The 20,763-nt window shown below is 49.7% G+C and carries 35 protein-coding genes and 2 pseudogenes; 18 read left to right on the top strand and 19 right to left on the bottom strand.

Annotated elements, in window-relative coordinates; genetic code table 11:
- Window positions 1-96 precede the first annotated feature (96 nt).
- The 5 genes and pseudogenes from PMIT1303_RS14050 to PMIT1303_RS14245 form a co-directional block, all read right to left on the bottom strand.
- Window positions 97-231 (bottom strand): annotated as a pseudogene (locus tag PMIT1303_RS14050) (carbamoyl-phosphate synthase); the annotation flags it as partial.
- 1,025 nt (window positions 232-1,256) lie between these two features.
- The gene (locus tag PMIT1303_RS07735; protein ID WP_063398211.1) at window positions 1,257-1,667 is read right to left on the bottom strand and encodes a hypothetical protein; all 411 of its coding nucleotides are present in this window, start codon (window positions 1,665-1,667) and stop codon (window positions 1,257-1,259) included.
- A gap of 984 nt (window positions 1,668-2,651) precedes the next feature.
- A complete protein-coding gene (locus PMIT1303_RS07740) occupies window positions 2,652-3,305 on the bottom strand; it encodes a thermonuclease family protein (protein WP_082824468.1) in 654 nt (217 codons plus the stop codon).
- Between the two features lie 136 nt (window positions 3,306-3,441).
- A complete protein-coding gene (locus PMIT1303_RS14055) occupies window positions 3,442-3,609 on the bottom strand; it encodes a hypothetical protein (protein WP_231901403.1) in 168 nt (55 codons plus the stop codon).
- A gap of 43 nt (window positions 3,610-3,652) precedes the next feature.
- A complete protein-coding gene (locus PMIT1303_RS14245) occupies window positions 3,653-3,784 on the bottom strand; it encodes a hypothetical protein (RefSeq protein WP_255359767.1) in 132 nt (43 codons plus the stop codon).
- A gap of 493 nt (window positions 3,785-4,277) precedes the next feature.
- Between PMIT1303_RS14245 and PMIT1303_RS07750 the strand changes: the two genes are divergently transcribed.
- A complete protein-coding gene (locus tag PMIT1303_RS07750; protein WP_063398214.1) occupies window positions 4,278-4,934 on the top strand; it encodes a hypothetical protein in 657 nt (218 codons plus the stop codon).
- Window positions 4,935-5,061: 127 nt separating this feature from the next.
- Window positions 5,062-5,421 (top strand): DUF2237 family protein, encoded by a 360-nt coding sequence (locus tag PMIT1303_RS07755; RefSeq protein ID WP_063398215.1) that lies wholly within the window; start codon window positions 5,062-5,064, stop codon window positions 5,419-5,421.
- 175 nt (window positions 5,422-5,596) lie between these two features.
- On the opposite strand, the gene PMIT1303_RS13820 is transcribed toward PMIT1303_RS07755, so the two are convergent.
- Window positions 5,597-5,851: a hypothetical protein gene (locus tag PMIT1303_RS13820; RefSeq protein ID WP_063398216.1), complete on the bottom strand. Its 255-nt coding sequence runs from the start codon at window positions 5,849-5,851 to the stop codon at window positions 5,597-5,599.
- A gap of 36 nt (window positions 5,852-5,887) precedes the next feature.
- Here PMIT1303_RS13820 and PMIT1303_RS13460 point away from each other — a divergent pair, with 36 nt between their 5' ends.
- On the top strand, window positions 5,888-6,046 hold the full coding sequence (locus PMIT1303_RS13460; protein WP_156486965.1) for a hypothetical protein: 159 nt from the start codon (window positions 5,888-5,890) through the stop codon (window positions 6,044-6,046).
- 555 nt (window positions 6,047-6,601) lie between these two features.
- Here PMIT1303_RS13460 and PMIT1303_RS07765 read toward each other — a convergent pair.
- The 3 genes from PMIT1303_RS07765 to PMIT1303_RS13465 form a co-directional block, all read right to left on the bottom strand.
- Window positions 6,602-6,823, bottom strand: coding sequence for a hypothetical protein (locus tag PMIT1303_RS07765; RefSeq protein WP_063398217.1), 222 nt, complete (start codon window positions 6,821-6,823; stop codon window positions 6,602-6,604).
- A gap of 462 nt (window positions 6,824-7,285) precedes the next feature.
- Window positions 7,286-7,576 (bottom strand): guanylate-binding protein, encoded by a 291-nt coding sequence (locus PMIT1303_RS07770; protein WP_197459794.1) that lies wholly within the window; start codon window positions 7,574-7,576, stop codon window positions 7,286-7,288.
- 150 nt (window positions 7,577-7,726) lie between these two features.
- Window positions 7,727-7,900: a hypothetical protein gene (locus PMIT1303_RS13465; RefSeq protein ID WP_156486966.1), complete on the bottom strand. Its 174-nt coding sequence runs from the start codon at window positions 7,898-7,900 to the stop codon at window positions 7,727-7,729.
- Between the two features lie 127 nt (window positions 7,901-8,027).
- On the opposite strand from PMIT1303_RS13465, the gene PMIT1303_RS07780 reads away from it, so the two are divergent.
- Both PMIT1303_RS07780 and PMIT1303_RS07785 read left to right on the top strand, forming a co-directional pair.
- Window positions 8,028-8,180: a hypothetical protein gene (locus PMIT1303_RS07780; RefSeq protein WP_156486967.1), complete on the top strand. Its 153-nt coding sequence runs from the start codon at window positions 8,028-8,030 to the stop codon at window positions 8,178-8,180.
- A gap of 121 nt (window positions 8,181-8,301) precedes the next feature.
- Window positions 8,302-8,553: a hypothetical protein gene (locus PMIT1303_RS07785; RefSeq protein WP_063398221.1), complete on the top strand. Its 252-nt coding sequence runs from the start codon at window positions 8,302-8,304 to the stop codon at window positions 8,551-8,553.
- Window positions 8,554-8,812: 259 nt separating this feature from the next.
- Here the strand turns inward: PMIT1303_RS07785 and PMIT1303_RS07795 are convergent, their stop codons facing one another.
- Window positions 8,813-8,992: a hypothetical protein gene (locus tag PMIT1303_RS07795; protein WP_231901404.1), complete on the bottom strand. Its 180-nt coding sequence runs from the start codon at window positions 8,990-8,992 to the stop codon at window positions 8,813-8,815.
- A 145-nt stretch (window positions 8,993-9,137) separates the two neighbouring features.
- Between PMIT1303_RS07795 and PMIT1303_RS14250 the strand changes: the two genes are divergently transcribed.
- From PMIT1303_RS14250 to PMIT1303_RS07810, 4 genes are read left to right on the top strand one after another with little or no spacing between them, the layout of a single operon-like run.
- Complete coding sequence (locus PMIT1303_RS14250; RefSeq protein WP_255359768.1) at window positions 9,138-9,272, top strand: hypothetical protein; 135 nt, start codon at window positions 9,138-9,140, stop codon at window positions 9,270-9,272.
- A complete protein-coding gene (locus tag PMIT1303_RS07800; protein WP_063398223.1) occupies window positions 9,269-10,054 on the top strand; it encodes a GTP-binding protein in 786 nt (261 codons plus the stop codon). Before PMIT1303_RS14250 ends, PMIT1303_RS07800 begins: the two co-directional genes overlap by 4 nt.
- A 5-nt stretch (window positions 10,055-10,059) precedes the next feature.
- Complete coding sequence (locus tag PMIT1303_RS07805; RefSeq protein ID WP_063398224.1) at window positions 10,060-10,875, top strand: metallophosphoesterase; 816 nt, start codon at window positions 10,060-10,062, stop codon at window positions 10,873-10,875.
- Window positions 10,875-11,585: a hypothetical protein gene (locus PMIT1303_RS07810; RefSeq protein ID WP_063398225.1), complete on the top strand. Its 711-nt coding sequence runs from the start codon at window positions 10,875-10,877 to the stop codon at window positions 11,583-11,585. Before PMIT1303_RS07805 ends, PMIT1303_RS07810 begins: the two co-directional genes overlap by 1 nt.
- 410 nt (window positions 11,586-11,995) lie before the next feature.
- On the opposite strand, the gene PMIT1303_RS07815 is transcribed toward PMIT1303_RS07810, so the two are convergent.
- Window positions 11,996-12,250, bottom strand: coding sequence for a hypothetical protein (locus PMIT1303_RS07815; RefSeq protein ID WP_063398226.1), 255 nt, complete (start codon window positions 12,248-12,250; stop codon window positions 11,996-11,998).
- Window positions 12,251-12,493: 243 nt separating this feature from the next.
- Between PMIT1303_RS07815 and PMIT1303_RS07820 the strand changes: the two genes are divergently transcribed.
- Window positions 12,494-12,829, top strand: coding sequence for a DUF3303 domain-containing protein (locus tag PMIT1303_RS07820; protein ID WP_197459795.1), 336 nt, complete (start codon window positions 12,494-12,496; stop codon window positions 12,827-12,829).
- Window positions 12,830-13,345: 516 nt separating this feature from the next.
- The gene (locus PMIT1303_RS07825) at window positions 13,346-13,702 is read left to right on the top strand and encodes a hypothetical protein (RefSeq protein WP_063398227.1); all 357 of its coding nucleotides are present in this window, start codon (window positions 13,346-13,348) and stop codon (window positions 13,700-13,702) included.
- Window positions 13,703-14,359: 657 nt separating this feature from the next.
- Here PMIT1303_RS07825 and PMIT1303_RS07830 read toward each other — a convergent pair.
- The 3 genes and pseudogenes from PMIT1303_RS07830 to PMIT1303_RS14060 form a co-directional block, all read right to left on the bottom strand.
- Window positions 14,360-14,549: pseudogene (locus PMIT1303_RS07830) on the bottom strand (carbamoyl-phosphate synthase); the annotation flags it as partial.
- Between the two features lie 745 nt (window positions 14,550-15,294).
- Complete coding sequence (locus PMIT1303_RS07835; RefSeq protein ID WP_063398226.1) at window positions 15,295-15,549, bottom strand: hypothetical protein; 255 nt, start codon at window positions 15,547-15,549, stop codon at window positions 15,295-15,297.
- Between the two features lie 427 nt (window positions 15,550-15,976).
- On the bottom strand, window positions 15,977-16,204 hold the full coding sequence (locus PMIT1303_RS14060) for a hypothetical protein (protein WP_063398229.1): 228 nt from the start codon (window positions 16,202-16,204) through the stop codon (window positions 15,977-15,979).
- A gap of 159 nt (window positions 16,205-16,363) precedes the next feature.
- On the opposite strand from PMIT1303_RS14060, the gene PMIT1303_RS07845 reads away from it, so the two are divergent.
- On the top strand, window positions 16,364-16,633 hold the full coding sequence (locus PMIT1303_RS07845) for a hypothetical protein (RefSeq protein ID WP_063398230.1): 270 nt from the start codon (window positions 16,364-16,366) through the stop codon (window positions 16,631-16,633).
- Window positions 16,634-16,828: 195 nt separating this feature from the next.
- Here PMIT1303_RS07845 and PMIT1303_RS13475 read toward each other — a convergent pair whose 3' ends face one another.
- Window positions 16,829-16,972 (bottom strand): hypothetical protein, encoded by a 144-nt coding sequence (locus PMIT1303_RS13475; protein ID WP_011825793.1) that lies wholly within the window; start codon window positions 16,970-16,972, stop codon window positions 16,829-16,831.
- A gap of 255 nt (window positions 16,973-17,227) precedes the next feature.
- Here PMIT1303_RS13475 and PMIT1303_RS13480 point away from each other — a divergent pair, with 255 nt between their 5' ends.
- Window positions 17,228-17,524 carry a hypothetical protein gene (locus tag PMIT1303_RS13480; protein ID WP_156486969.1) on the top strand — a complete coding sequence of 99 codons (297 nt, stop codon included), beginning with the start codon at window positions 17,228-17,230 and terminating at the stop codon, window positions 17,522-17,524.
- 7 nt (window positions 17,525-17,531) lie between these two features.
- Here the strand turns inward: PMIT1303_RS13480 and PMIT1303_RS07855 are convergent, their stop codons facing one another.
- Window positions 17,532-17,819 (bottom strand): hypothetical protein, encoded by a 288-nt coding sequence (locus PMIT1303_RS07855; protein WP_011825790.1) that lies wholly within the window; start codon window positions 17,817-17,819, stop codon window positions 17,532-17,534.
- A gap of 137 nt (window positions 17,820-17,956) precedes the next feature.
- Between PMIT1303_RS07855 and PMIT1303_RS13825 the strand changes: the two genes are divergently transcribed.
- Window positions 17,957-18,301, top strand: a complete 345-nt coding sequence (locus PMIT1303_RS13825) for a hypothetical protein (RefSeq protein ID WP_197459796.1) — start codon at window positions 17,957-17,959, stop codon at window positions 18,299-18,301.
- Window positions 18,302-18,419: 118 nt separating this feature from the next.
- Here the strand turns inward: PMIT1303_RS13825 and PMIT1303_RS14255 are convergent, their stop codons facing one another.
- Window positions 18,420-18,554 (bottom strand): hypothetical protein, encoded by a 135-nt coding sequence (locus tag PMIT1303_RS14255; protein WP_255359769.1) that lies wholly within the window; start codon window positions 18,552-18,554, stop codon window positions 18,420-18,422.
- 210 nt (window positions 18,555-18,764) lie between these two features.
- Complete coding sequence (locus PMIT1303_RS14260) at window positions 18,765-18,896, bottom strand: hypothetical protein (protein WP_255359770.1); 132 nt, start codon at window positions 18,894-18,896, stop codon at window positions 18,765-18,767.
- On the opposite strand from PMIT1303_RS14260, the gene PMIT1303_RS07870 reads away from it, so the two are divergent.
- Both PMIT1303_RS07870 and PMIT1303_RS07875 read left to right on the top strand, forming a co-directional pair.
- Entirely contained in the window at window positions 18,887-19,309 is a 423-nt protein-coding gene (locus PMIT1303_RS07870; RefSeq protein ID WP_063398233.1) for a hypothetical protein, read from the top strand. The two genes, PMIT1303_RS14260 and PMIT1303_RS07870, sit on opposite strands and share 10 nt — an antisense overlap.
- A gap of 200 nt (window positions 19,310-19,509) precedes the next feature.
- On the top strand, window positions 19,510-19,815 hold the full coding sequence (locus PMIT1303_RS07875; protein WP_063398260.1) for a hypothetical protein: 306 nt from the start codon (window positions 19,510-19,512) through the stop codon (window positions 19,813-19,815).
- 96 nt (window positions 19,816-19,911) lie between these two features.
- Here the strand turns inward: PMIT1303_RS07875 and PMIT1303_RS07880 are convergent, their stop codons facing one another.
- Window positions 19,912-20,163, bottom strand: coding sequence for a hypothetical protein (locus tag PMIT1303_RS07880; RefSeq protein WP_063398234.1), 252 nt, complete (start codon window positions 20,161-20,163; stop codon window positions 19,912-19,914).
- On the opposite strand from PMIT1303_RS07880, the gene PMIT1303_RS13490 reads away from it, so the two are divergent.
- Window positions 20,154-20,369, top strand: coding sequence for a hypothetical protein (locus tag PMIT1303_RS13490; RefSeq protein WP_156486971.1), 216 nt, complete (start codon window positions 20,154-20,156; stop codon window positions 20,367-20,369). The genes PMIT1303_RS07880 and PMIT1303_RS13490 overlap by 10 nt on opposite strands.
- Window positions 20,370-20,464: 95 nt before the next feature.
- Window positions 20,465-20,763: substrate-binding domain-containing protein (locus tag PMIT1303_RS07885; RefSeq protein WP_197459801.1), on the top strand; the 299-nt coding region annotated here is incomplete at its 3' end.

The following is a 20,763-nucleotide window of genomic DNA, read 5'->3' on the forward strand; positions in this document are numbered from 1 at the left end:
AGATTGAGAACAGACGGCATCAGTGAATGGAGCCCTGCCTTTTTAAAGCTATCGGCAACGCTTGATGGCTTTGCCAATCACTATGAGCGTTTCTGCCATCTCCATCACCCCCAGATCTTCTGCATTGCCATCGTCTTGAGCAGCAACTGGTTGGAGCGGAGTGCTGGCTAAGGCAAGAGCAGCAGCACCAGTGAGGGATAAGGAGAGGCGAATCGAAAGCTGTACTGGGATAAAGCGCTTAATTGGCGGAGGTAGAAGCTCCTCTAAAGAAGGAATTGGCTGAAGCAGAGTTACAAAGGTGTTATATCCGTGCTGCTGCTAGGCAAAAGGAAATCCTGAAAGGTCTTCTCGAGCAGAAGCCAAGGGCTTGACTTGCCAGCTCTGAACTGGTGCAGGAGGGTGACACGACTCCTTACCAATGGCTTACGTGGCCCTCCAACCCTCTTTTTTCAAAAAGCTCTAGCATCTTCGAGGTGTCCGAAGTTGCTAGAAATACCGATGGGTTAGCGGGTGACCCTTGAAACGACTCGCCGCTAGACATGTGAATGTAGCGTCTACTAGCAGCTGGTCTATAAATGAACTATCAAATGTTGCTCGAATGCCATGCCGCAGGGACAGCAATAACTTTAAGAGAGGCACAGCTATTGGATCTAGAGCTTGACTCTCAAATCGCAAGTATCAAAGTTTCTCGAATACAGGGTTGTATTGAAGTCGCTCCTGATCACATTTGCCAATCAGCTGGTGTCTGCAAAGGTAGTTTCTGGATCACTTGCTTTGCCGCAGTACTTGATCAGATCACTCCTGTATCAGCTGGGAAGAAAGCAAGAGGTGCAACAGTCTTTGATGAGTTGATCAACAATCGTTATCTAGTTGATCGTTAGGCACTTGAGAGCACACAGCTGCTATGCGATGAACAGACAGCTGTTGTGCCCCATGAAGTCAAAGGAGGACTATCTCAATCTTTATTCATGGCTACAATTTAGTTCGCCTGATAGCTGCAGCCAAAATGGAAGTGGATAATGAAGCAACTTTTAAGCATGCAGCTACCCCACAGGCACTTTGGATTATGACGCTACTGCTGGGAGGAACGCGCCTATTCTCTTGTTCATTTTTTAGGCAATAGACCTAATAATCCCCCCCAGTAAAGTTAATCAACTAACTGCAGGCGAAAGCTTTCTTTCTTTGCCATTTCTGGATTCAGTTCAGCCCATTTCTTCATAGCTGGGTTGGCATCCAAGTAAGCGTTATTGCTGCATTTATTGACGGAGCCTGAGATCGCACTTTGGCGATTCACGTCTTTCTCGAGCAGCTTGTTCTGAAGGGCTCTCCCATCCAGCAGGAAGTTTTTGACAAGTGCTGTTGTAGCCGATTTGAGGTTCGCCAGGAGGACAGTCAGGATTGATGCTTGCTCTTGCGGTGCCTTGAAGTTGCATTACTCCAGCTCCATACCAAAAAGATCCCTTGCATCCCCAATTAGCTTTCCCTGCAACTCTTTGCTCATGTCCGGTATCAAAGCCAAGGCCTGTTGCTGTGTTGTAGACACATTTGACCTCCATGCAGTTGCCTCCACCAACGTAGGCAAACCCTGATGGGCATTGATTACCTTCTGCAATGTCTGCACCTTTTGAGCGAATCTGCCTGGTCGTGTTACTAGTATCGCCTTTCATTGCTCTGACACAGCCAGCGTAGTCTTTAGCTTCAATGCAAAGCTTTTGTATCGAAGGTTCGACTTATGGATTCGCTTTAGAAGCAGCAGCAGTAAAGAGCAATGATCCGAGACCTGTAGCAATAGAGATTGAAGAAAAGAGTCTCATTGTTGGTTGATAATCTTCACGTTTTCAGCTTCGCTACATGAATGAATGCTAATGCAACTGCGGAGCCTTTAGATAGTTGACTTCGATTAAAGCAAAATTTCTATTAGAGGTTTTGCTTGTGAGGCTCTCAACTCAGACAAACATACTAACGCGCAACCAACCTGCAGCGACATCACCCAGCAGGAGTTTTTTTGATCTTGCTATTTCCCCTAAAAGAGGGGTTTCCTGCCAGATTGGCGGAAGAGCACTGTCAATCAATAAACCAAATTGGCCCCAAAAAAACTACAGCCTTTTTCTTTATCTTGAAAAAATACCTCCTTTCACGATGTAGAGGATATGATTAGGGTCAATGAGGTAAATGCATGGATTTATTGCTAGCACTAGGCATTCCCATGGTTGTCCTGGGTCTAGTCTATCTACTGATAAGTGATGCTTCAGGATTTCCTGTGTGGTTAGAGAGGCTAACGAATAGAAGTGGAGCAATCTGGACATATGGTGTAATCATCATTGCCGTTATTTCCATAGTTAGATACGCCAGTGGTAATTAACCATGGGTTCATACCTTTTTAATTAAAGTCATGCAAGAATTCTCGAAAGCTAGTTTCACCGCACTATTTCCTTCTCCCAGATACGCTCTAGCGATGCTCTGAAGTCTTCTGTTGCGAATGATCTATTCAGTGTCTTCTGGAAGAGTAGATGGGAGAGTCTTCTTAATTTCATGCCAACCGCAAAGCAAGCAACTGCCCAAGCAAGGATTACCCAAATGGGATGTTGCATCGCTAAAGAGCCTCCGCTAAGACAATGCTCGATCAGGCTCCTATCGGCACGAAACCTTCATCAAGTTGCAATCTGCCCTGCACACCTGATCGACTCACATGCTTCCCCGACCTTACCCCCATCCAGACAGGAGTGTCTTTGTCTGAGCAGTTCTTGCGCTGCATTCCATGAACTGATGTCTTTGCAGCGATAACGCTTTCCCTTGCTGTTGCTCTGCTTGCTCTGCTTGCTCTGCTTGCTTTGCCTGTAATCCCAAGGTCGCTGGATCCCAGCAGGAACAGACCAGACCCCAATACCTCCCATTTGGGCATAGGTCTCTAGGTGTGCGTAGGTCTGCCGGTCACACCCTTTGATGTACTGCCAATAGACAAAGGCACTCCCAGACTTCACTAATGACTGATTGATGTTGGTGCCATTGCGAATGACCTCTGCCACGGTTCTTCCATAGCGGTCAGTTGCCTTGGAGCGGAGAGTCACATCAGATCCAACCGGTAGAAGACTCTTCAGTGTTTGTCTTGCTGTTATGCCGTAAGGCGACTGTGAAGTCTCTGGAGCATCAATGCAGGCAAGGCGCACTTTGATTGTTTGACTGCCTTCTTTGATGCTGAGAGTGTCCCCATCACCTATCGCAAGCACTTCTGCTGCATTGGAAGGGACTGCCCAAAGAGTAAGAAGCAGAACTAGAAGTGCCTTGCCCATATCCGATCCAAACACTTAGCGAACTCCTTCTCAGTCAACGGTTTGGCAAGGTCTTGCTTTCTCTTAGATCCCCTGATCCACCAAATCATCAAACCCCAGTAGAAAACAACCAACAAACCAACATCTAGATAACTCCAGTGCAAGGGCTCCATCAGTTCTCTCCCAGTCCTTTTAGTGCCTGGCGTAGGGCAAGGTTGAGGCTGTCATCGCAGCGAATGATCATCTGCAAGTAAATACTGCCTTGCTTATAGGGGGCATATGCCTTGGCACAAACCTCTTTAGTTGTCACCTGCCATCGATCAAAGGTTACTGAAGGCAATTGAGATCTCAAGTTCTTATTGATCTTTTCCAAGACAAAGATCTCAGTAGTGAGGCGGTTTTGAGTCTTCAACTGGAAAGTAAGCACGTTCTTCCTCATCAGATTCTTGGCTGCTGAGGTACTCATCAACTTCGTCATAGGAATCATCATCGACATCTCTTTCGTGAACAGTCACGCCTAAACCTCCATTTGATCTCATCTAACTCAATTTTGCCTGATCAAATCTCATGGTGATAGGAGGAAGAACCGTAGGTCAAGAAAAAGAAAAGGTCTATGGCATTGCTGGTGAAGATGCCGGTGCCCCGTCTCACAAGTCACGAGGCTCTATCTAGGTTTAAGACATGGACTGTCATAGATGTCCCGCCTTGGCACAAGCCTGCTCCTGAAGCTGATCTCACTGAACAACTCACAGTAGATACCACGCTTGGGTTCAGGGTTCGCATCTAAGGGGAGGAGGTCCACAAGTCGTTAGAAATCGCGTTATTAAAAAGTCCAATCCGCTGAGATACTTTCGCTCGTGTAAAAACCAGACAATCCTCTTGCTAGTGTACACAAGCTAAATCAATTAATTATTCTCAGATCTCAAGTTAACAACGGCTAAAGTATAACGTTCAAAAGCGGAGTCTTCTAATTATGATAAAATATATAAATCATCTTCAAACCTCTATATGCTGCGCACGCCAATCTCAGATTTCATCCTCAAATGTGCATTAGCCGGCATATTGCTCTGCACATCAACAATCTCTGCGGAGGCAAAGGATAAAGTCATTGAAGGCACAGCCTATAGCTATAATTGCAGAGAAGGGCTCTGGAAAAGTAAAATAATTGGTCATGGAGTCAACGACAAAGACTGGATTACAATTGAAAGGCTGGAGGAGCTTTCAGGCGCTCGACAAGTAAATGTTAGGAATGATACTGAAAAATCATGCCAATCCTCTTCACTAATCTCTAAAGCTAAAAGAGCATTTGGAGCCGATTGTGACCTCGTAAGTGATTCTTTTGATCCTAGGAGTTGGCAAATTGATTATGCAAGTAGATTCAACGCTCATGGAAATAAGTACTTGATCTTCGCAATAAGATATGGTGATGGAAGCAGGAAGCTCTGCCTTTCGAAGAATAATTTCAGAGACAACTCACCCATCGAAACCCCAGGCAGGAGCATGTTTCTCCATAACATCGAAAGACAAGCGGGTTCATCGGTTATTGAATACGAATATCATCCTGGAAATGGATGGGGCTACGAGGTTAAAAAGTACCGACTAGATTTTAGTGATCCAGAACGACCAAGTTTCAGCGTGGTTGATAGTTGGATTCGTCAGCGGTAAATAGAATTCGTCTTACCTGAGTCAGGCAGAATGCTACTTATGTTTATCTCAAAGCGAGTGCTAAGGCTCAGTTGCTATTGCCTTGCAGCTTTAAACCTATAAGATTTAGCTAATCAGTCATTTGCCAATGGATCAAAATGTTTTAGGCGAACCTCTCGAGATTTGTAGTTGTGATCCGAACACGGGTTGGTATCGAGACGGAAAATGTAGAACTGATGGAAATGACCTTGGTCAGCATACGGTTTGCTGTGTGATCAGCGAGCAATTTCTGACCTATAGCAAAGCTCAAGGGAACGATCTATCAACGCCAATGCCTCAGTATGGCTTCTCAGGGCTGAAGCCAGGTGATCATTGGTGTGTATGTGCATCTCGTTGGAAACAAGCCTATGATGATGGCATGGCCCCAAATATTCGATTAGAGGCAACTAATATTGAGGTTTTAGCAGCTTTAGATCTTCAGATACTCAAGCAATACAGTCATGCTTGAGCTGCATCAATCTTTGAGAATTTAGAGCACTGATAGGGCATGATCGATATCTCGGATGCGCCAAGGAATCATTATTTAATACTCTTTGAACAATACTTTGACATCAATCAGATTTATGTATGTTGAAGAACTAAATACTTCCCAGTACTTTAAGGGATAGTGGCCATGGTTATTATCAATCATCCCTTTGTGAAGGGCTTTCAGCAAAGGTCTGCTCCAAGCGCCTTTTAAATTCGTCGTCCCGACTGATTGGACTAAGATCCCTTTGCGGCTTGAAGTTTGTGCCGACTTCTTTTGGAGGCTTGAATTCGACTTGTAAGTCCCTTCTTTTACTGAATAGTCCCATCGTCATACCTAGCCACCAGAACTGAAGTCCAGCGAAAACAAGAAAACAGATCCCAAGCCCTATGTAGCCAGCGTTCATCTCCATACAGGAAGCCTTGCATACAACTGGCATGGGCTCGATATGAGCGGGTGTGGCAAGAACAAGCGAACGCGTGCCAAACGAAAGAAGAAGGGGATCGAAGCTCGTGAACTCGACCAGCTCGCAGTTGTTGACCAGCTCGCGGAGCAGATTGCTGACCGCTGGCTGCTAATGATGTGTGATCAGCCTGGCGCTGCTTAGATGGGATAAAACAAACAGGGACTAGGGATCTTGGATACAAGAGAACGTCTACTCCCCCCCTGTTGCTATGCGAGTGGGCATTTGATACCTAAGCTTGTTGCCTTGGTGCGTGCAAACGCCTGTGACTTAGCCAAAGTGCGAAAGAACGCATGAGCGGCCCTCTGTACCTACCAGAGGGCCTTTTTTTGGCAGAGGAGATAGACCTCGATCTGCTCAATCAACGTCGCCCTGCTTCCAGCAAGTGCCATCAATAGAGGGAGCCCAAACCTTGATGCAGTAGGTTCTCGTCGCCTCTTCACATTCCTAACCCCCCTCATTCTGCAGATATTGATTCAACTCTTTGCTTGAGTCGCCCCATCTTTCTCCGACGCACCACTGTGGGCATAGGTCGAGGTATTTTTCTGACAGTCAAGGTTGACGTATGGTTTCTCAGCTCTAGAAGGAGCAGCCAGAGCTCCGATCAGCAAGAAGAGCATCAGAGCTTGAGCCGCATTGGCGAATGTATTTCTTTGGTTCTCCCAATAGCCTGAAGGGAGCCTTCTTTCTCTTGGGGCGTCAGTTCACATAAAGCCAGCGGGCCTGATCAAGCACCTGCTTCAACTGGTCGTCATCGAGAGCAAGGGCTTCTGGCCAAACATCAGAGAGCCAAGCACGTAGCTTGATGCAATCGATTCCAGCCTTGCTCTGCCAGGGTGTGAAAAACTCCTCCTGAGCAGACAGAACTCGGAACTTCAGGAACTCCAGCAAGCGGGCTCGCAGCCGCTGTTGGTTAGGCATTCAATGGATCGTTCCGGTCCGTTAAAAATACAATTGCGATCCATGAAAAAAGAAGTCAAGAAAAAACAGTAAAAGAGAGATGGATTAGCCCGCCTATCAGTGCCCCTAACCGGTGAACAGACGCAAGTATGCAAGCAGCAATCAACAGCTGGATGATCACCAACCATCAGAGCAAGCTCCTTAAGATCATCGATAAAATCCGCTTGGGAGAAGAGAACAAGCTGAAGACTTCCTCATTTCACCTCGTTTACTGAGCCATTTGCTCAGGAAGACCTGCTGATTCATTTTGAATTGATCCAATCTGACTTTTCCCTTGTTGCTCAGCAACTCACCACATAAAGCAATGGTGTTGATCTTGTGGAGGTGTACACCATCACGCTGCAGTTCAAGATTCCCTTAGGGACAAAAGCCCCCCGAGGAACCAGGAGGTCTTTTCTCTCCCACACCCTTAGGTGCTAGGGGTCAGGTTTCAGCTGCCGCCAACCCTTTGTCTGGCACTGGTTCTTGCTGAGAAGGCTGCAATTCGGCAATCTGCTTCTCGAGCTGATCAACAACTGAAAGATGCTCTGCTCTGCGTGCTTCAAGACCAGCAACGCGCTGTGCGTTTTGACGTTCCTGAGCAGCCTTGTACTCAGAATCAGGGATCACAACAACGCGATCACGAGGAATGGTGTAGCCAAAGGGAGCATTGAAGACTTCGTCGAATAGTGAATACATGTCGTTCAGTTCAAGACCCCTACAGCATGACGCCATCAGAACGTGCGACCGAACCAAAAAGGTCGTAAGAACCAGGGCCGGTTGGAGATAGTCATCACGTCTTAAACGTCACGAGTACGGTTTTCGCGAATCAAAATCCATCTACCAATCCATCGCCTGCTCAGGCGCAGACCTGAACACGATGGCTTAGGCGAGATTTTCTACGTGGTGTTTTTCACCTGTGATCTTGTTGATCACATAAAACTGCCCCTCGCTTGGCTCACTGGCCTCGCCGTTGTCCTGACATTCATCAATACAAGCCTCGATCCACTTCTTCTCACGTTGGGCACAACTTTTTTTATTCTTGCTGTCTCTGGTCATGTAAGCCCATCAAATGTGTGCAAGGCTTCTCTTATGCAACATGCTCTGAGTTGAGATGAATGCTGGCTATATCGCTCTTGGGATCTGTTTGCTTGTCTTCCTTGGCTTTCAGTTTTGGTGGGTAGGCATGACGATGAAAAATGGCCGTGGTGGAGCTAATGGATGGGGAAAAACAGGGCTTTTTGACTTCAGGTCTCAACAAGAAGTCAAACCAAAGGACAGCCTCCAGAGCTACAAAATCAGAAAGCAGTTAGAGGAAACCTTCTCTAAAAGCCCTTAAAGACCCTCGAACACCGCGGTGGTGCACACTCCACCGGTCTTGCAATTTGCGCAGATCAGATGTGTGCAAGGCTTCCGGTGTACAACAGGTGGTCTAAGTTTCAATACCCCCTTGGCCTGCTATGGAGACGAACGCTGCTTTAGCACTTCTTCTCTCTTTGCTTGTCTTATTTGGCCTTGGTTTTTGGTGGTTGTTAGGGATGACGATCAGGAAAGGCCCTGATAGGGCCAGCGAAGTGGGAAAAGCAGGAGGGCTCTTTAACTTCAGTTCTCAACAGAAGGGCAGCTCGCGGCGCAAGATCGCACCAAACGACGCAATCAAACAGCGATTGGAAAAAACCTTCGCTGATAGCGCTTCACGAACGGAGGACTAAGACGCCTTAACCCTGAGGAGGGTATTCCTGCCACCAATCTTTCTTGCGCTGCTTCCATCGCTCCCGCGGGTCATCCACGTGGGAATTGATCGTCTTGGTTTTCAGTAAGGCAGGCTCAGCCTTCATCGAGCAGTCTTTGATAACTCGATATAGCGATCGAGATCGCTAGGGCCAGCGCAATCGATGAATTGCAGAAACCAGTAGCCTTTGGGGTCAGCCAACAAATACGCCGCGCCGCGCCTCATCTCACGCATCATTGTCAGTCGCCCATCAAGATCTTGCCTGTGCCATACGTCTCTGGCGGGTCAGGGATGGGCTGTTCCTCTGGGTTTTGTGGGATGGCTTCTTCCATGCCCAAATCGATCTCAACGAAAAGAAGAGATAGGGCACCAATGAGTAGAACAGCTCCTGCGAGTAGAGACCAATGGCGACGGTCCATACAGCGATGAGGCAAGCACATTGACCTCTTCTACTGGATTTTGCCCTCACCCCTATTGAGCAAACGAATCAATCTCTTGATAAGGGTGGACAGGGGGGAATCAAAGCAGTCATGATGAGAATGATTCCCATTCCCACTCTTAGTCTTGGTTCTCCGTCTATCGGCAGAGGCTACGGCTGGAGATCCAAGGCCCTTTCAGGGCGGTGAGTTGGACCAACTCCAAATGATGACCATGCGAGTTCCACGCAATCAGCCAACAGCCTTGTTGCTACAACCATGAGCAAAACCTGGCTGATCTCGGGGCCTCCCGGCTGCGGCAAAACAACCTGGATCCTCAACACAATGCAGAGCCACCCAGGCTCTTGCGGATACCTGCGACTTGAGGGTTACACCGATCAAGACCTTGAACAGGCCCCCGACACGGGAATAGATCTTGCCTTTCTCCAAGATCAAATTCCTCAACTGAGAGACCTCACTGATCCGCATCTAGACCTCGCATCCCAACCGGACGACTTGCTGGCATTGATCGAAGTTCCTCAGTTCCGCCCTCCCAAGGAGAGTGGTCTGATCGGGATCGATCCTCGCGTTAAAGCTCAGCTCGAGGCATTTCAGCTGCTCCCTGATCGGCATCTCCACTTCGGCCAAGACCCTGAATTGCCGAAGCGAGACAGCTTGGAATTCAGCAAACTCGAATCCTGGACCATCAGCCTTCACAAGTATGTCTGGGACCCCAGCAGCCTCAACAGCTTCTGGTTCGAACTTGTGAACGGTGCCTATGGCGATGTTTACCGAGCCAAGGCATTAATGAATCTGCCTGATGGTCGTGCATTTTTCTGCAACTGGATGATGACTCAGGACGGTTCACAGTTCCTGCCCCTGCAAGCAGTTGCACCACCAAATGGCCGCCCCACTCGAGTGTCTGAATTGGTGGTTCAAGGCAAAGCGCTCGATGCAGTCGGCGCTCAGTCGACGATCGACGACTGCCTGCTCAACGATGCCGTATTGGAGCTGCATCAGGCACCTCTGCGGGATCGGCAACCAGAACTCACTCACTCACGCTGATTGTTATGGCTCATGCTGTGATTTCGTGTCTGCACGCCAACCTCGCTGCATTCGAGGCGGTGCTGGATGACATTGATCAACAAGGGATCGAGACGATCACCTGCCTTGGCGATTTAGTGGGCTACGGCCCCCAACCCAACGAAGTTGTGGAGCTGGTGCGAGAACGTGCCATACCCACTTGTCAGGGCTGCTGGGACGAGGACATCATCGATGGACTTAATGCATGCGAGTGCAGTTACCCATCTCAGCTGGCTGAACGGCGCGGACACCTGGCCCATCAGTGGACAGCCGAGCGGATGACGGATGAGAACAAGGCCTTTCTGGCCAGTCTGCCGACATCGTTACGTCGAGATCGGCTCCTGTTTGTGCACGGCAGCCCCAATAGCCAACACGAGTATCTGCTGCCAAATATGGATGCCTTTGCAGCACTCGAAAGGGTGGAAACGGCAGGGGCCGAGACACTTTTCTGTGGACACACTCATCAGCCTTATGTGCGTGAACTGCGCAATGGAACAATTCATGTGCGCCTGCAAAACGCCGGCAGCCACAGCGCAGGGGAACACGAGCTCAACTTGCCAATGCGTCGAATCGTCAATGCTGGCTCTGTGGGCGAGCCACGTCACGGGAGTACCAGCGCCACCTATGTGATTCACAACGATGCCACTGATGAGGTTGAGATCAAAGAGGTGACCTATGACGTTGGGCGAACGTGTCAAGCCATTGTTGAAGCGGGGCTACCTCCAGTGTTCGCCTGGCGCTTGAGCCATGGCTTCGAATATGCCGAACAAGCTGAAGACGCCAGTCACGTGTGTGAACGCTGATGGATCGCTGGGCACTCGTAAGCGGTCTCCGCGGAGATTTGGAGGTTTATAACCTCATCCAGCGAGACTTAAAGAAAACCCGTGGGGTAGAGACCCTCTTTGTCTTGGGAGATCTGATTGGACCTGATCGCAACTGCAACGCACTGTTGAACCGTCTGCAAAACCCTCATCGCAATGAATTAAAACCCCAATGCATCTATGGGTGGTGGGAAGAACAATTGCTTGCAGAGCGAGGGTTTCGTGGTGATCGAAATGCCGAAGCACTACGGCTCAACCAAGGAGAAGATGCTGTGCAATCACTTCTCAATGCTGTTGATTCTGCTCACTTAAACTGGCTGGCCTCTCTTCAATTCGGCTTCATTGAACTGGATTGTGGTCTCATCCATGGCAGCTCGGCGGACGTTGGCGACAACTTGACGCCTGAGAGCTCACCGTTAGTGCTCCTTGATCGCCTCACACGACTCGATGTGAACAGACTGTTCACTGCACGCAGCACTAAGCAATTTCGTCTTGAGTTAACAAGTGGAGGTATCGACTCACAAGTCAAGGATCTGGAGGGTCAACGGCAACATCAACAGACGGTTCCCAAACGGAGCGTGATCGGCATCGGAGCTGGCCCTCATTACACCCTTTACGACCCAGGCAGCGATCAAATCGACTTCCTCACTGCCGGAAGTCAAATGCCATCCAAGCATCGAGGTTTTGCTTGAACTGACCCTGCCAAATCAGACAAGTTAAAAGTTCAGTGAAAGACAGGAGCGCCGAAACCCTTGATGGCAATGGGGTTCAACACTCTCTTACGATCCAATGATTAGGGAAGCGAAAGCTTTTAAACGCTCGAGCAGTTCCCCTTTGAACCAATCATTGGCTGCTTTCCCTAAGCATTCCTTGTCTGCTGAAGCCACAAAAAAACCTGGAACTATGAGGGGGGGGCAGGCCAGGTAGGCATTACCTTTTTAACGACGCCCCCAATCTTCACTTCTATCCAATACCCCCTTGCGGTCACTTGCCAGTAACTACTAGCTCAGACAAGCAAAAGGGGCCCGTAGGCCCCTTAGAACGTGCCGTTGTATCCCAGCAAACGACGGCAGATGGTTCCCACTCCAGCTGCCGTTAGCGGTCACTCTTTTGTGGCCGCTAACTCTTTGTCTGGCTCAGCTGCTGGTAGTGCAGCTTGCAGTTCACCGATCTGCTCGTTAAGCCGCTCAATCACCTGCGAGTGATGCTCTTTGCGAGCTTCAAGTTTGGCAACTTGGCGCTCGTTTTCTTGGGCACGCAGCTTGTTGTAGTCCGAATCAGGAATCACAACAACGCGATCACGAGGGATGCTGTAGCCGAATGGAACGTCAAAGACGGAATCGAATAGTGAATACATGAGTGTTCTCTTCAAGACCCCTACAGTTTGACTCCACCAGAATGTTCAACCGAACCAAAAAGGTCGTGAGAACCAGGGCCGGTCGGCGATAGTCATCCCATCTTGAACGTCACAGGTACGGTTTTCGCGACCGCGATTCCCTCAATTGAATAAAGGTGGCTATGGAGCAGTCGACTGGTCTAGAGATTTTCAGGGCATCGGGACTATCGCAAGACACACAAGTGGTCCGTTGCTAACCAGAAGATGCTTTGCATCAATTCAGTGCAGCACTATCTAATTGTCTGGTCTTTCCCCACTGTTGAGGGGGCCTGGGATTCGTGCCCTGGATTTGCGGACTACATCAATGCAGGAGGGCCTGGCGACAAATTCGAGGGCTTTGAGCTGAAATATCGCGTCTGCGAACCCGTGAGTGGCAGTGGGGTTGCCATCGCATTAGCTAGCGATATCGGCAAGGTTTGGGCCCACCTCGGCCCTTGGATTAAGGGCTATGGCATCCAATTCGAGGTCACGGCTGTGGTGTCAGATGCAGAGTTCGCAGCAATGTGGCCTGGCGTGGAGGCTGCTGCTGCTGTCGAATAAAGACCCACATGCAGCAGACCGGCTGACTGCGGTGTCAGCCCAGGTGGTGAATGTCCACTATTCCCACATGCTGAATAGGCCAACGATTCGTTCCCGCGCATTAGTGATGACAGCGTTCAAGAAAGTTGCCATTGTTTTTTGACGGGGCGAGATCCTCACAGCTCACATTCAGATGAAACTCTTTCCTTCTATCGCTACAGTTGCTGTTATTGGCGCTTCGTTTATTACGGCGAATCCCGCCGAGGCCGATCAGAAATATTACTCGACTTGTTCAATCACTCGAATATCAACAGGAAAAACGAGCTACCGCAAGTGCAATCACGAAGGAGCACGGATGTTGGACGGGAGGCATCAGGTCACCAGAATATACTTGGATAATGGAGTTGAAATATACAAAGACAATAGACTCTGGAATTATTATAGTCCTGATTGTTTTGAGAATTCTAAGGACTACAAGGTCTGCCGTTAACCATTTTGTCGGGAAGCCTGTTGGCTGAAAGCTATACAACACCCTCGATGGGGAAAGCAGGGCGCGAAGTGTTGTGCGCGATCAATCCCCCGACAAAACCATCAACGCCCCGCCTCGTGCGGGTTTTTTTTATTGGCCTGCTCCAGGCAACAGTTCCCTGCATCCAGGGATCTTCTTCAGAAGAAGACCAAGCCCTGATGCCAGGCGCCAGGGTCAGTATCAGCGTTGCAGCTGCGATCAGTAGGAAGCGCATCTCAGGTCCTGGCCTATACGGCGACGCTAAGTCTCTCACCGTTTTTGCAGTGGGTTCAATAGGGAATCGGTTCCCCACTGGGGTGGTGCCTGAATATCTCTGCCTTTTTAAAGCTATCGGCAACGCTCGATGGATGTGCCAGGCGCTATGAGCGTTTCTTTAAGCGCTATCGCCACAAGAGCAAAGGCGCTCCTAAGTGCCACTGGGGTAGTCGCATGCTCAAACGGCTGGTGAGCAGTGCAAGAACTAGAAGCAAGAAAAAGAGGGTTTCTCCAGGCCAACAACGATTGCCATGGGATTGGGATGTTCGCCTGAATCAAATCCCAGACGAGTGGCATCAACTTGCGGTGAAATTTAGAAAAACAAATGGAATTAGAGATGGCGATATTCAGTTCAGCTTTAGAGAGTGAGTTGAGGAGATATAGGTATTGGTTAGAGGCAAGCAGTTGATGTCTAGTTTTTCAGTGGCACTTAACTATTCTCAGAGCAGACTTCTATAAGCTAAACGTCTTCACGCGTAGCTTGTTTGCAAGAAGGTGCCAGGTATCAGATGGTATTTAGGTGTGATTTAGCAGAGATTAAAGAAATAAAAAGCCCCTGCTAATGCAGAGACTTTGCTGAATTAAGCTGGCAACTATCGGTCCGGACGATCATTCTTCCCACGACGGGGCGGAGGATCGATACGATCCATTCCACCGGGGGTAGCCTTTTCACGCTTACAATCTTTCCCTTCGTACCGCCCCGAGTCGTCGGTCACCCTCTCACACCCGTCTGGGTCATTAGGATCGCGCACAAGCAACTGGTTGTCTGCACCCTGGAGTGCGCCTTGAAAAACCACAGTTGAACTGCACAGAGTCTTTTAGGTTGATCTCCATCACGCCTAGATCATCTGCACTACATTCTTTCTCTTGAGCAACGATTGGCTGGATGGGAGCGCTAGCTAAAGCAAGCGCGGCAGCACCAGCAAGCGATAGAGGAAGGCGGAGGGAACGCTGCACTGGGATTGAACGTTTAAAAGGTCACTCATTATCTGGTTAATCTCTGGTTGTAGCTCTCAGCCCACATCATCTGCAGTCAAAGGATACTGAATAACTTCGATGACTAACCATCAAAAAGCCCCGCCATGCTGCGGGGCTTTTACTTATTTATTTTCTCCCCCTAGAGCGGTGGCGACTTTTTGTTTTCATCCTTCACCGCTATCAATAGATTCACTCAACCTCTTTGAAAACGCAGTGATCTAGCTCAATGCCATCAATGAGTTTGAGCACAAGCATTAATAACAGATGCGTTTTCTCTGCAAGTAGCACAAATAACTGACATGAAGAAGGGCACCCGCGTTGGATGCCCTCAAATCCAGGACAGGTTTTCGACATCCTCTGACTCCTGATCTAGGTCTTAGCAAGCAGGTACAAGGTGTCAGTAGGCAGAATTACTCCTTTCGATCAAGGGTCTCTAAACGCCCCCGCACTACCCTTTCGCACCACTCAGGGGCTGGATCGCACAAGCATTTTTATGCTGCTAAGAACACAAAAAAAACGGCCCGAATCTGGATGGGGGATTCAGGTAGGCCTTGTCTTGTTAACGACGATCTCAATAGCCGGTTCTGTCCGTTGAACCCCTTGCGGTCACTTGCCAGTAACTACTAGCTCAGACAAGCAAAAGGGGCCCGTAGGCCCCTTAGAACGTGCCGTTGTATCCCAGCAAACGACGGCAGATGGTTCCCACTCCAGCTGCCGTTAGCGGTCACTCTTTTGTGGCCGCTAACTCTTTGTCTGGCTCAGCTGCTGGTAGTGCAGCTTGCAGTTCACCGATCTGCTCGTTAAGCCGCTCAATCACCTGCGAGTGATGCTCTTTGCGAGCTTCAAGTTTGGCAACTTGGCGCTCGTTTTCTTGGGCACGCAGCTTGTTGTAGTCCGAATCAGGAATCACAACAACGCGATCACGAGGGATGCTGTAGCCGAATGGAACGTCAAAGACGGAATCGAATAGTGAATACATGAGTGTTCTCTTCAAGACCCCTACAGTTTGACTCCACCAGAATGTTCAACCGAACCAAAAAGGTCGTGAGAACCAGGGCCGGTCGGCGATAGACATCCCGTCGTTAACGTCTCTGGTTCGGTTTTCGCGACTCAAAATCGATCGTCTCCTCAAGCGCTAACCACAGCGTCTTCGCTTAAACAAGATTCAACGCTTGACTCTTCGACTCGCTGTTCTTCTCCTCTTCAGCAAGAGGAGCTTCGAGCCGTTTCTTTGCTCTTTGTACTGTTCGCTTCCTGTTCTTGCCTCTTGTGGCCATGTGAGACCATCAGCTGAGCAAGCCTTCCAGCTCCTAAATGCTCAGTAAGTCCATAACTGGGATATTCGGCCGTCGAAACAAAAAAGATGCTCCCAAGGAGGAACCCACAGAAACAGATCTCGAAAGGGGCTACAGGCTCGCTGCTGCTAGGCAAAAGGAGATTTTGAAAGAACTTCTCGCACAAAAACCAAAGCCCTGACTCCCTACCACTGGTCTAGGGGCAGAGTTGTTGAAACGACCCTCACCACTGGGCTGACGTGGCCCTCCAGCCATCTTTTGCAGTCTTTGCCATCGCTCCCCTGCCTCATCCACATCGGGATCCATCGCCCTGCTTTTCAATAAGGCGAGCTCGCCCATCCTCTGGCGGTCTAAGTAACTACGGCCGAGAACATCTATAAAGCGCAGATACCCTTTAAACACCCAACTGGAAAGCGCTCTGATAAAAAGGCCTGCTCAAGCTGGAGATGGAGATGAAGGAAGCAGGGATCCGCTTCGAAATGTCTGAGGGTGAAGACGATGAATGAGACCTACTTCGATGAACTATTCGAACGCTGGCAAGCGGCCGATGAAGTTGACGCTGAGTTGATCCAACTGATCACAGAAACTGTTCGATTTAGCGAAGAAACTGAAGACGACACCTTGAGGAATCGTGCTCGTGAGCTGCTATCTGGTGCTTTCCACCTGCCGAGTACTCCTCAAGAAATTGCTCTGGTCAGAGACGCGTTAGAAGGCACAGGCACAGTTCCTCCTGAAATACCTCCTGAAGACAATGGCTATGGCCTATGACGAAGCCCGATAAAGAGAGAAAGAAAAACCCCTCGACGCTGCCAGTCGAGGGGCATCAGGCGCCGACTTAGCAATTGTCACTCCGGCCTCGACGCCAGATCGTATCTGTTGAAACCCTTTGCTATCACTTGTCAGTGACTGCTCACTAAACCAATAAAAAAGGCCCCGTAGGGCCAGGGGCAAACCTTGTGGTTCTCACAGAGCTCGATGAGGTTTGGCGACTGCAAGACCGCGCAGTCCGAGAAAGGCAAAGACGGAGCAGATGCCGGTGAGAAGTACAAGGGTCGAGACCAAAGTAGGGGTCAGTTCATAGCAACTACCCCAAAAGCTGATACCCATGTCAGTGACAGCAAGACTTTTAGTTCATAGCAACAACTCAGCCAATCGCCAATAGGGCCAGGTTGATCGTTGCTGATCAGGTCAATCGCAAAGTGAGCGGCGCCAACGATCAATTAAGCAAAAAGACCTGCTTTAACAGGCGTGGGGAAACGACAGAGCCACCTCAGCACACCTCAATCGTGTGGGCCACAGCAGCTGCGAGATTGTCAATCAAAGGACAAACACAATCCAACATTTGCGAAGCATCCATCCTGGTTGAAGCCGCTAAACCCTGGTCTTAAAGGGATTGGACGCTATGGATCGTTCAGACAGCTTCGCCAAGATGGCAGTTCAGGCCACTTAAGCAATACACCACTGCAGCAAAAAAAGATCACTCAAGCAACACACGCTGCTCGACCAACAAAAAAACCAAGACCGATGTCGCCCGTCAGCGAATGTTCTGATGCCTTAGTTGATGTAAAAAATCAAGTCATATCAGTAGGTTGGCCAGCGCATAAAAAAGACCCCTGGTTGCTTTGCATTCACAGCAAGGGTCTTGGCGTTCTCGTGTGAGGTGGGGTTAGCTCGCAGTACGGGCTAGCTCCTTCGCCTTGTCTGACAGAGCTCCCTCAAGAGTCAACCTTGCGATCTGAATTTCAAGACGTTCAAGAGCGCTGAGGTATGCAGCCTTGGTTTGCTCGAGGTCTGCAACACGTGCAGCCTTCTGAGCGTCGTGGTGAGCCTTGTACTCACCATCACTCATTGCATAGAAGGTGGGTTTTACAGAGGCGCTGGAGGAAGCGAAATAACTGTCGAGGAGCTCGCCTTTGTCCTGATAGTCAGCGATGCGGTTGTCTAAGGAGGTCATTGGAGGGAGAGAAAAATCGTTCCTTACCGGGCTGCATTTAAAGGGCCATCCAGGAGGCAGTGGGTACGGTTTCCGCGAATAAAACTCGATAGGCAGATACTTGCTGTCTGCCAACGTCACCCAGAGCACCTTGACTTGTGTCTGGTTTAACTGCAGCTGTTGTTCCCCTGCTCTGCGGCGATGCGGTTCTAGAACCACTTCTGCTCAGTTGTACGCGTCGCTGCTTGTATCCCCCTCCTGCCATGAGATCCGATCAACTAGGCAAGGGATCTTGTCAGTCAGAGCTCATCCCAACTCAAGCAGGTTGGAGGGTTCTAAAGAGCAGGGATTCATACACAGCTATCGCCAACAAGATCAAGACGATTCCGCTCACCAGTACTTTGCCGTTCATCGATGTCTTAGAGACGGGCACTTCCCTTTCTACTTTCTGCTCAAGTGCTGTGCTAATCGAGTTTTGCAAGAACCTGCCACCCTTGCGGTGAGCATGCTGGCCTGGCCATCTCAACCCAACAACTAGGCAAGGCTTTCGGTCTGCACCAATTGAAAATGAGGCAAAGAAGGGCAGCCCAAAGGATTGCACCGTTTAGGAATCATGCCTGCTCAAGTCGGGCCAAGGTCCCCATTGGCAAACCTGGCAATCCCTTCCAAGCTGAGCCCACCAACCAGCACAAATTCATAAACAGCGATCCCCACAAGGGATAGGACGATGGCCAGAACCACAACTTTGCCGTTCATCGATGCACCACTTGAAAACATGAAGGATTGATCAAAACTCAACCTGGTTGGAGGAATCTGACGATCAAAGGTTCACATAGAGCGACACCAGCCAGTAGCAGGGCGATTGCCAGAAAAAGAGCTTTGCCACTCATCTATTGCATTGGGGCGTGTCGTCCCTTTCTAATTTCACCTCAAGTGTTGTGCAGCATTGATCGAACCCTGCACTCATCACCACTGGGGTGGCGCAGCGCTCCAAAACCCCTTGATGCCTTGTTTGCATCGCTCCATGAGCTCCATGGCGTCTTCGATGCAATCGTCAAGCCTCCTTTCGTGAGCAGCAACAGAGGCTGATGAGGCCATCAATCAAGCGTGCTGCAGCGTCGACGCTTCCTTCTACTGCAACTGATCAACGCCTACTTTCAACTCTCAGTTCTCAACGCTCTTCTGATCAACATCGATCTACGGCCTGGTTGAAGAGGCAACAACAGAGCAACTCAACACATCTCCTGAGAGGCATCCGAGCGGATCGGCAAGGGACTGACGAACCAAGCGCTAGCCACCGACGAGACATATCAAGATTTCTTGATGGATTGCTAACTTTTCCTCGTTTCACCTACCTGAACGGACTACGCAGCGTTGTTACTGCTTCTATCGCTGGTTCACTCTTGGCCGCTGGCGGTTTTTGGGCTGTAGAAGACCTCCTGCCAAACGGAGCAGAGGCAGGCATGATCCTTCGCACCAATAGCTACACCGGAGCCACGAGATGCAACTGATCAACCGCCCCTCCGGGGGCTTTTTTGCACTTATACGCGTAGACCAGCTTCGTCTAGACGTATAAGCCAAGTAGACCAATGATCATCGAGAAGGATCTTTAAGCCTGAGGGGCTAAGCCCAGGCGTGGCCTGGATAGGACCTGCTGTTCATCTTGAACAAACGTTAATGCTGGTTGTACTTGTATTCATCGATACTCAAGATAGAACCAGCTGTTTTGACAACGGTGGTTTTTTCGCAAGCGATCCAAACCAAACCTCTCACTTATACGTCGCCTGCGGCACGTGAACGTGAAATTTACTTCTCATCTGCAAGCAATTTGGCCAACGCTCAGTTTCAACTAGCTGATGCTGAGCTGACGCAGAGGTTATGGGAGGACGTGAGCGATCGCGATCTTGATGTGGATCGGGTGCTCAACTTGATGTATGGCTGCTGGTTCCACGACGATGCGGAAGCGATGATCGATGCAGACGAGATTTATCTCCAGAGCGGACGTGCGGAAGCTTGAGGCCATGGTGAACGCCCTATAGAACGCCATGCCAGATCGTTGACGGTCAACCGCCCCTTCGGGGGCTTTTTTTTGCCTTATCCGCACCGGCCAGTTTCATCTCGACGAATAGGCCGGATAACCCTTGCCGACAGGCATTACCTGTGAATGCCACCAGCGCCGTTCTTCTTTTGGCAGCCGGTAGCTGAAGTCTGTTTTGACGTCATGCCATTGATTGCCCGCACGATCAACACCGATGAGTGAGTAGCTCGGAGACGTACGTGTGGCGATGTCTTCGACATAGCGACGACCGACACGATTCCATGAAGGATCCTTGCCGTGAGCAGCAACAGAGGCTGATGAGGCCATCAATCAAGCGTGCTGCAGCCTCGTCGCTTCCTTCTACTGCAAATGATCAACGTCTCCTTTCAACTCTCAGTTCTCAACGCTCTTCTCATCAGCATCGATCTACGGCCTGGCTGAAGAGGCAACAACAGAGCAACTCAACACATCTCCTGGTAAGCATCCGAGCGGATCGGCAAGGGACTGACGAACCAAGCGCTAGCCACCGATGAGACATATCAAGATTTCTTGATGGATCGCTAGCTGTTCCTCATTTCACTTACGCGCTGCTCTAGTTATGGAACGCCCAACAGCGCTAAAGCTCATGATGACCATTCTCAAGAAGGGCTTTCTGCTTTCTTCACTGGTCGCTCTCGGTGTTGGCATCACGGCTTGCAGCACCTCAGGCACCTCAGGGTCATCCGCACGGCTCAGCGGAGCTGGTGCCACTTTCCCTGCAAAGATCTATACCCGTTGGTTCTCTGAGCTGGCCAAGGCTGGGGGGCCGCAGGTCAACTATCAGGCTGTTGGCTCTGGATCTGGTCGTAAAGCCTTCATTGATCAGACCGTGAGCTTCGCGGCATCGGATGATCCGATGAAGCAAGAAGATATTGACAAGGTTCAGCG

The sequence above is a fragment of the Prochlorococcus sp. MIT 1303 genome (genome assembly GCF_001631965.1).
In the GTDB taxonomy this organism is placed as follows: domain Bacteria; phylum Cyanobacteriota; class Cyanobacteriia; order PCC-6307; family Cyanobiaceae; genus Prochlorococcus; species Prochlorococcus marinus_D.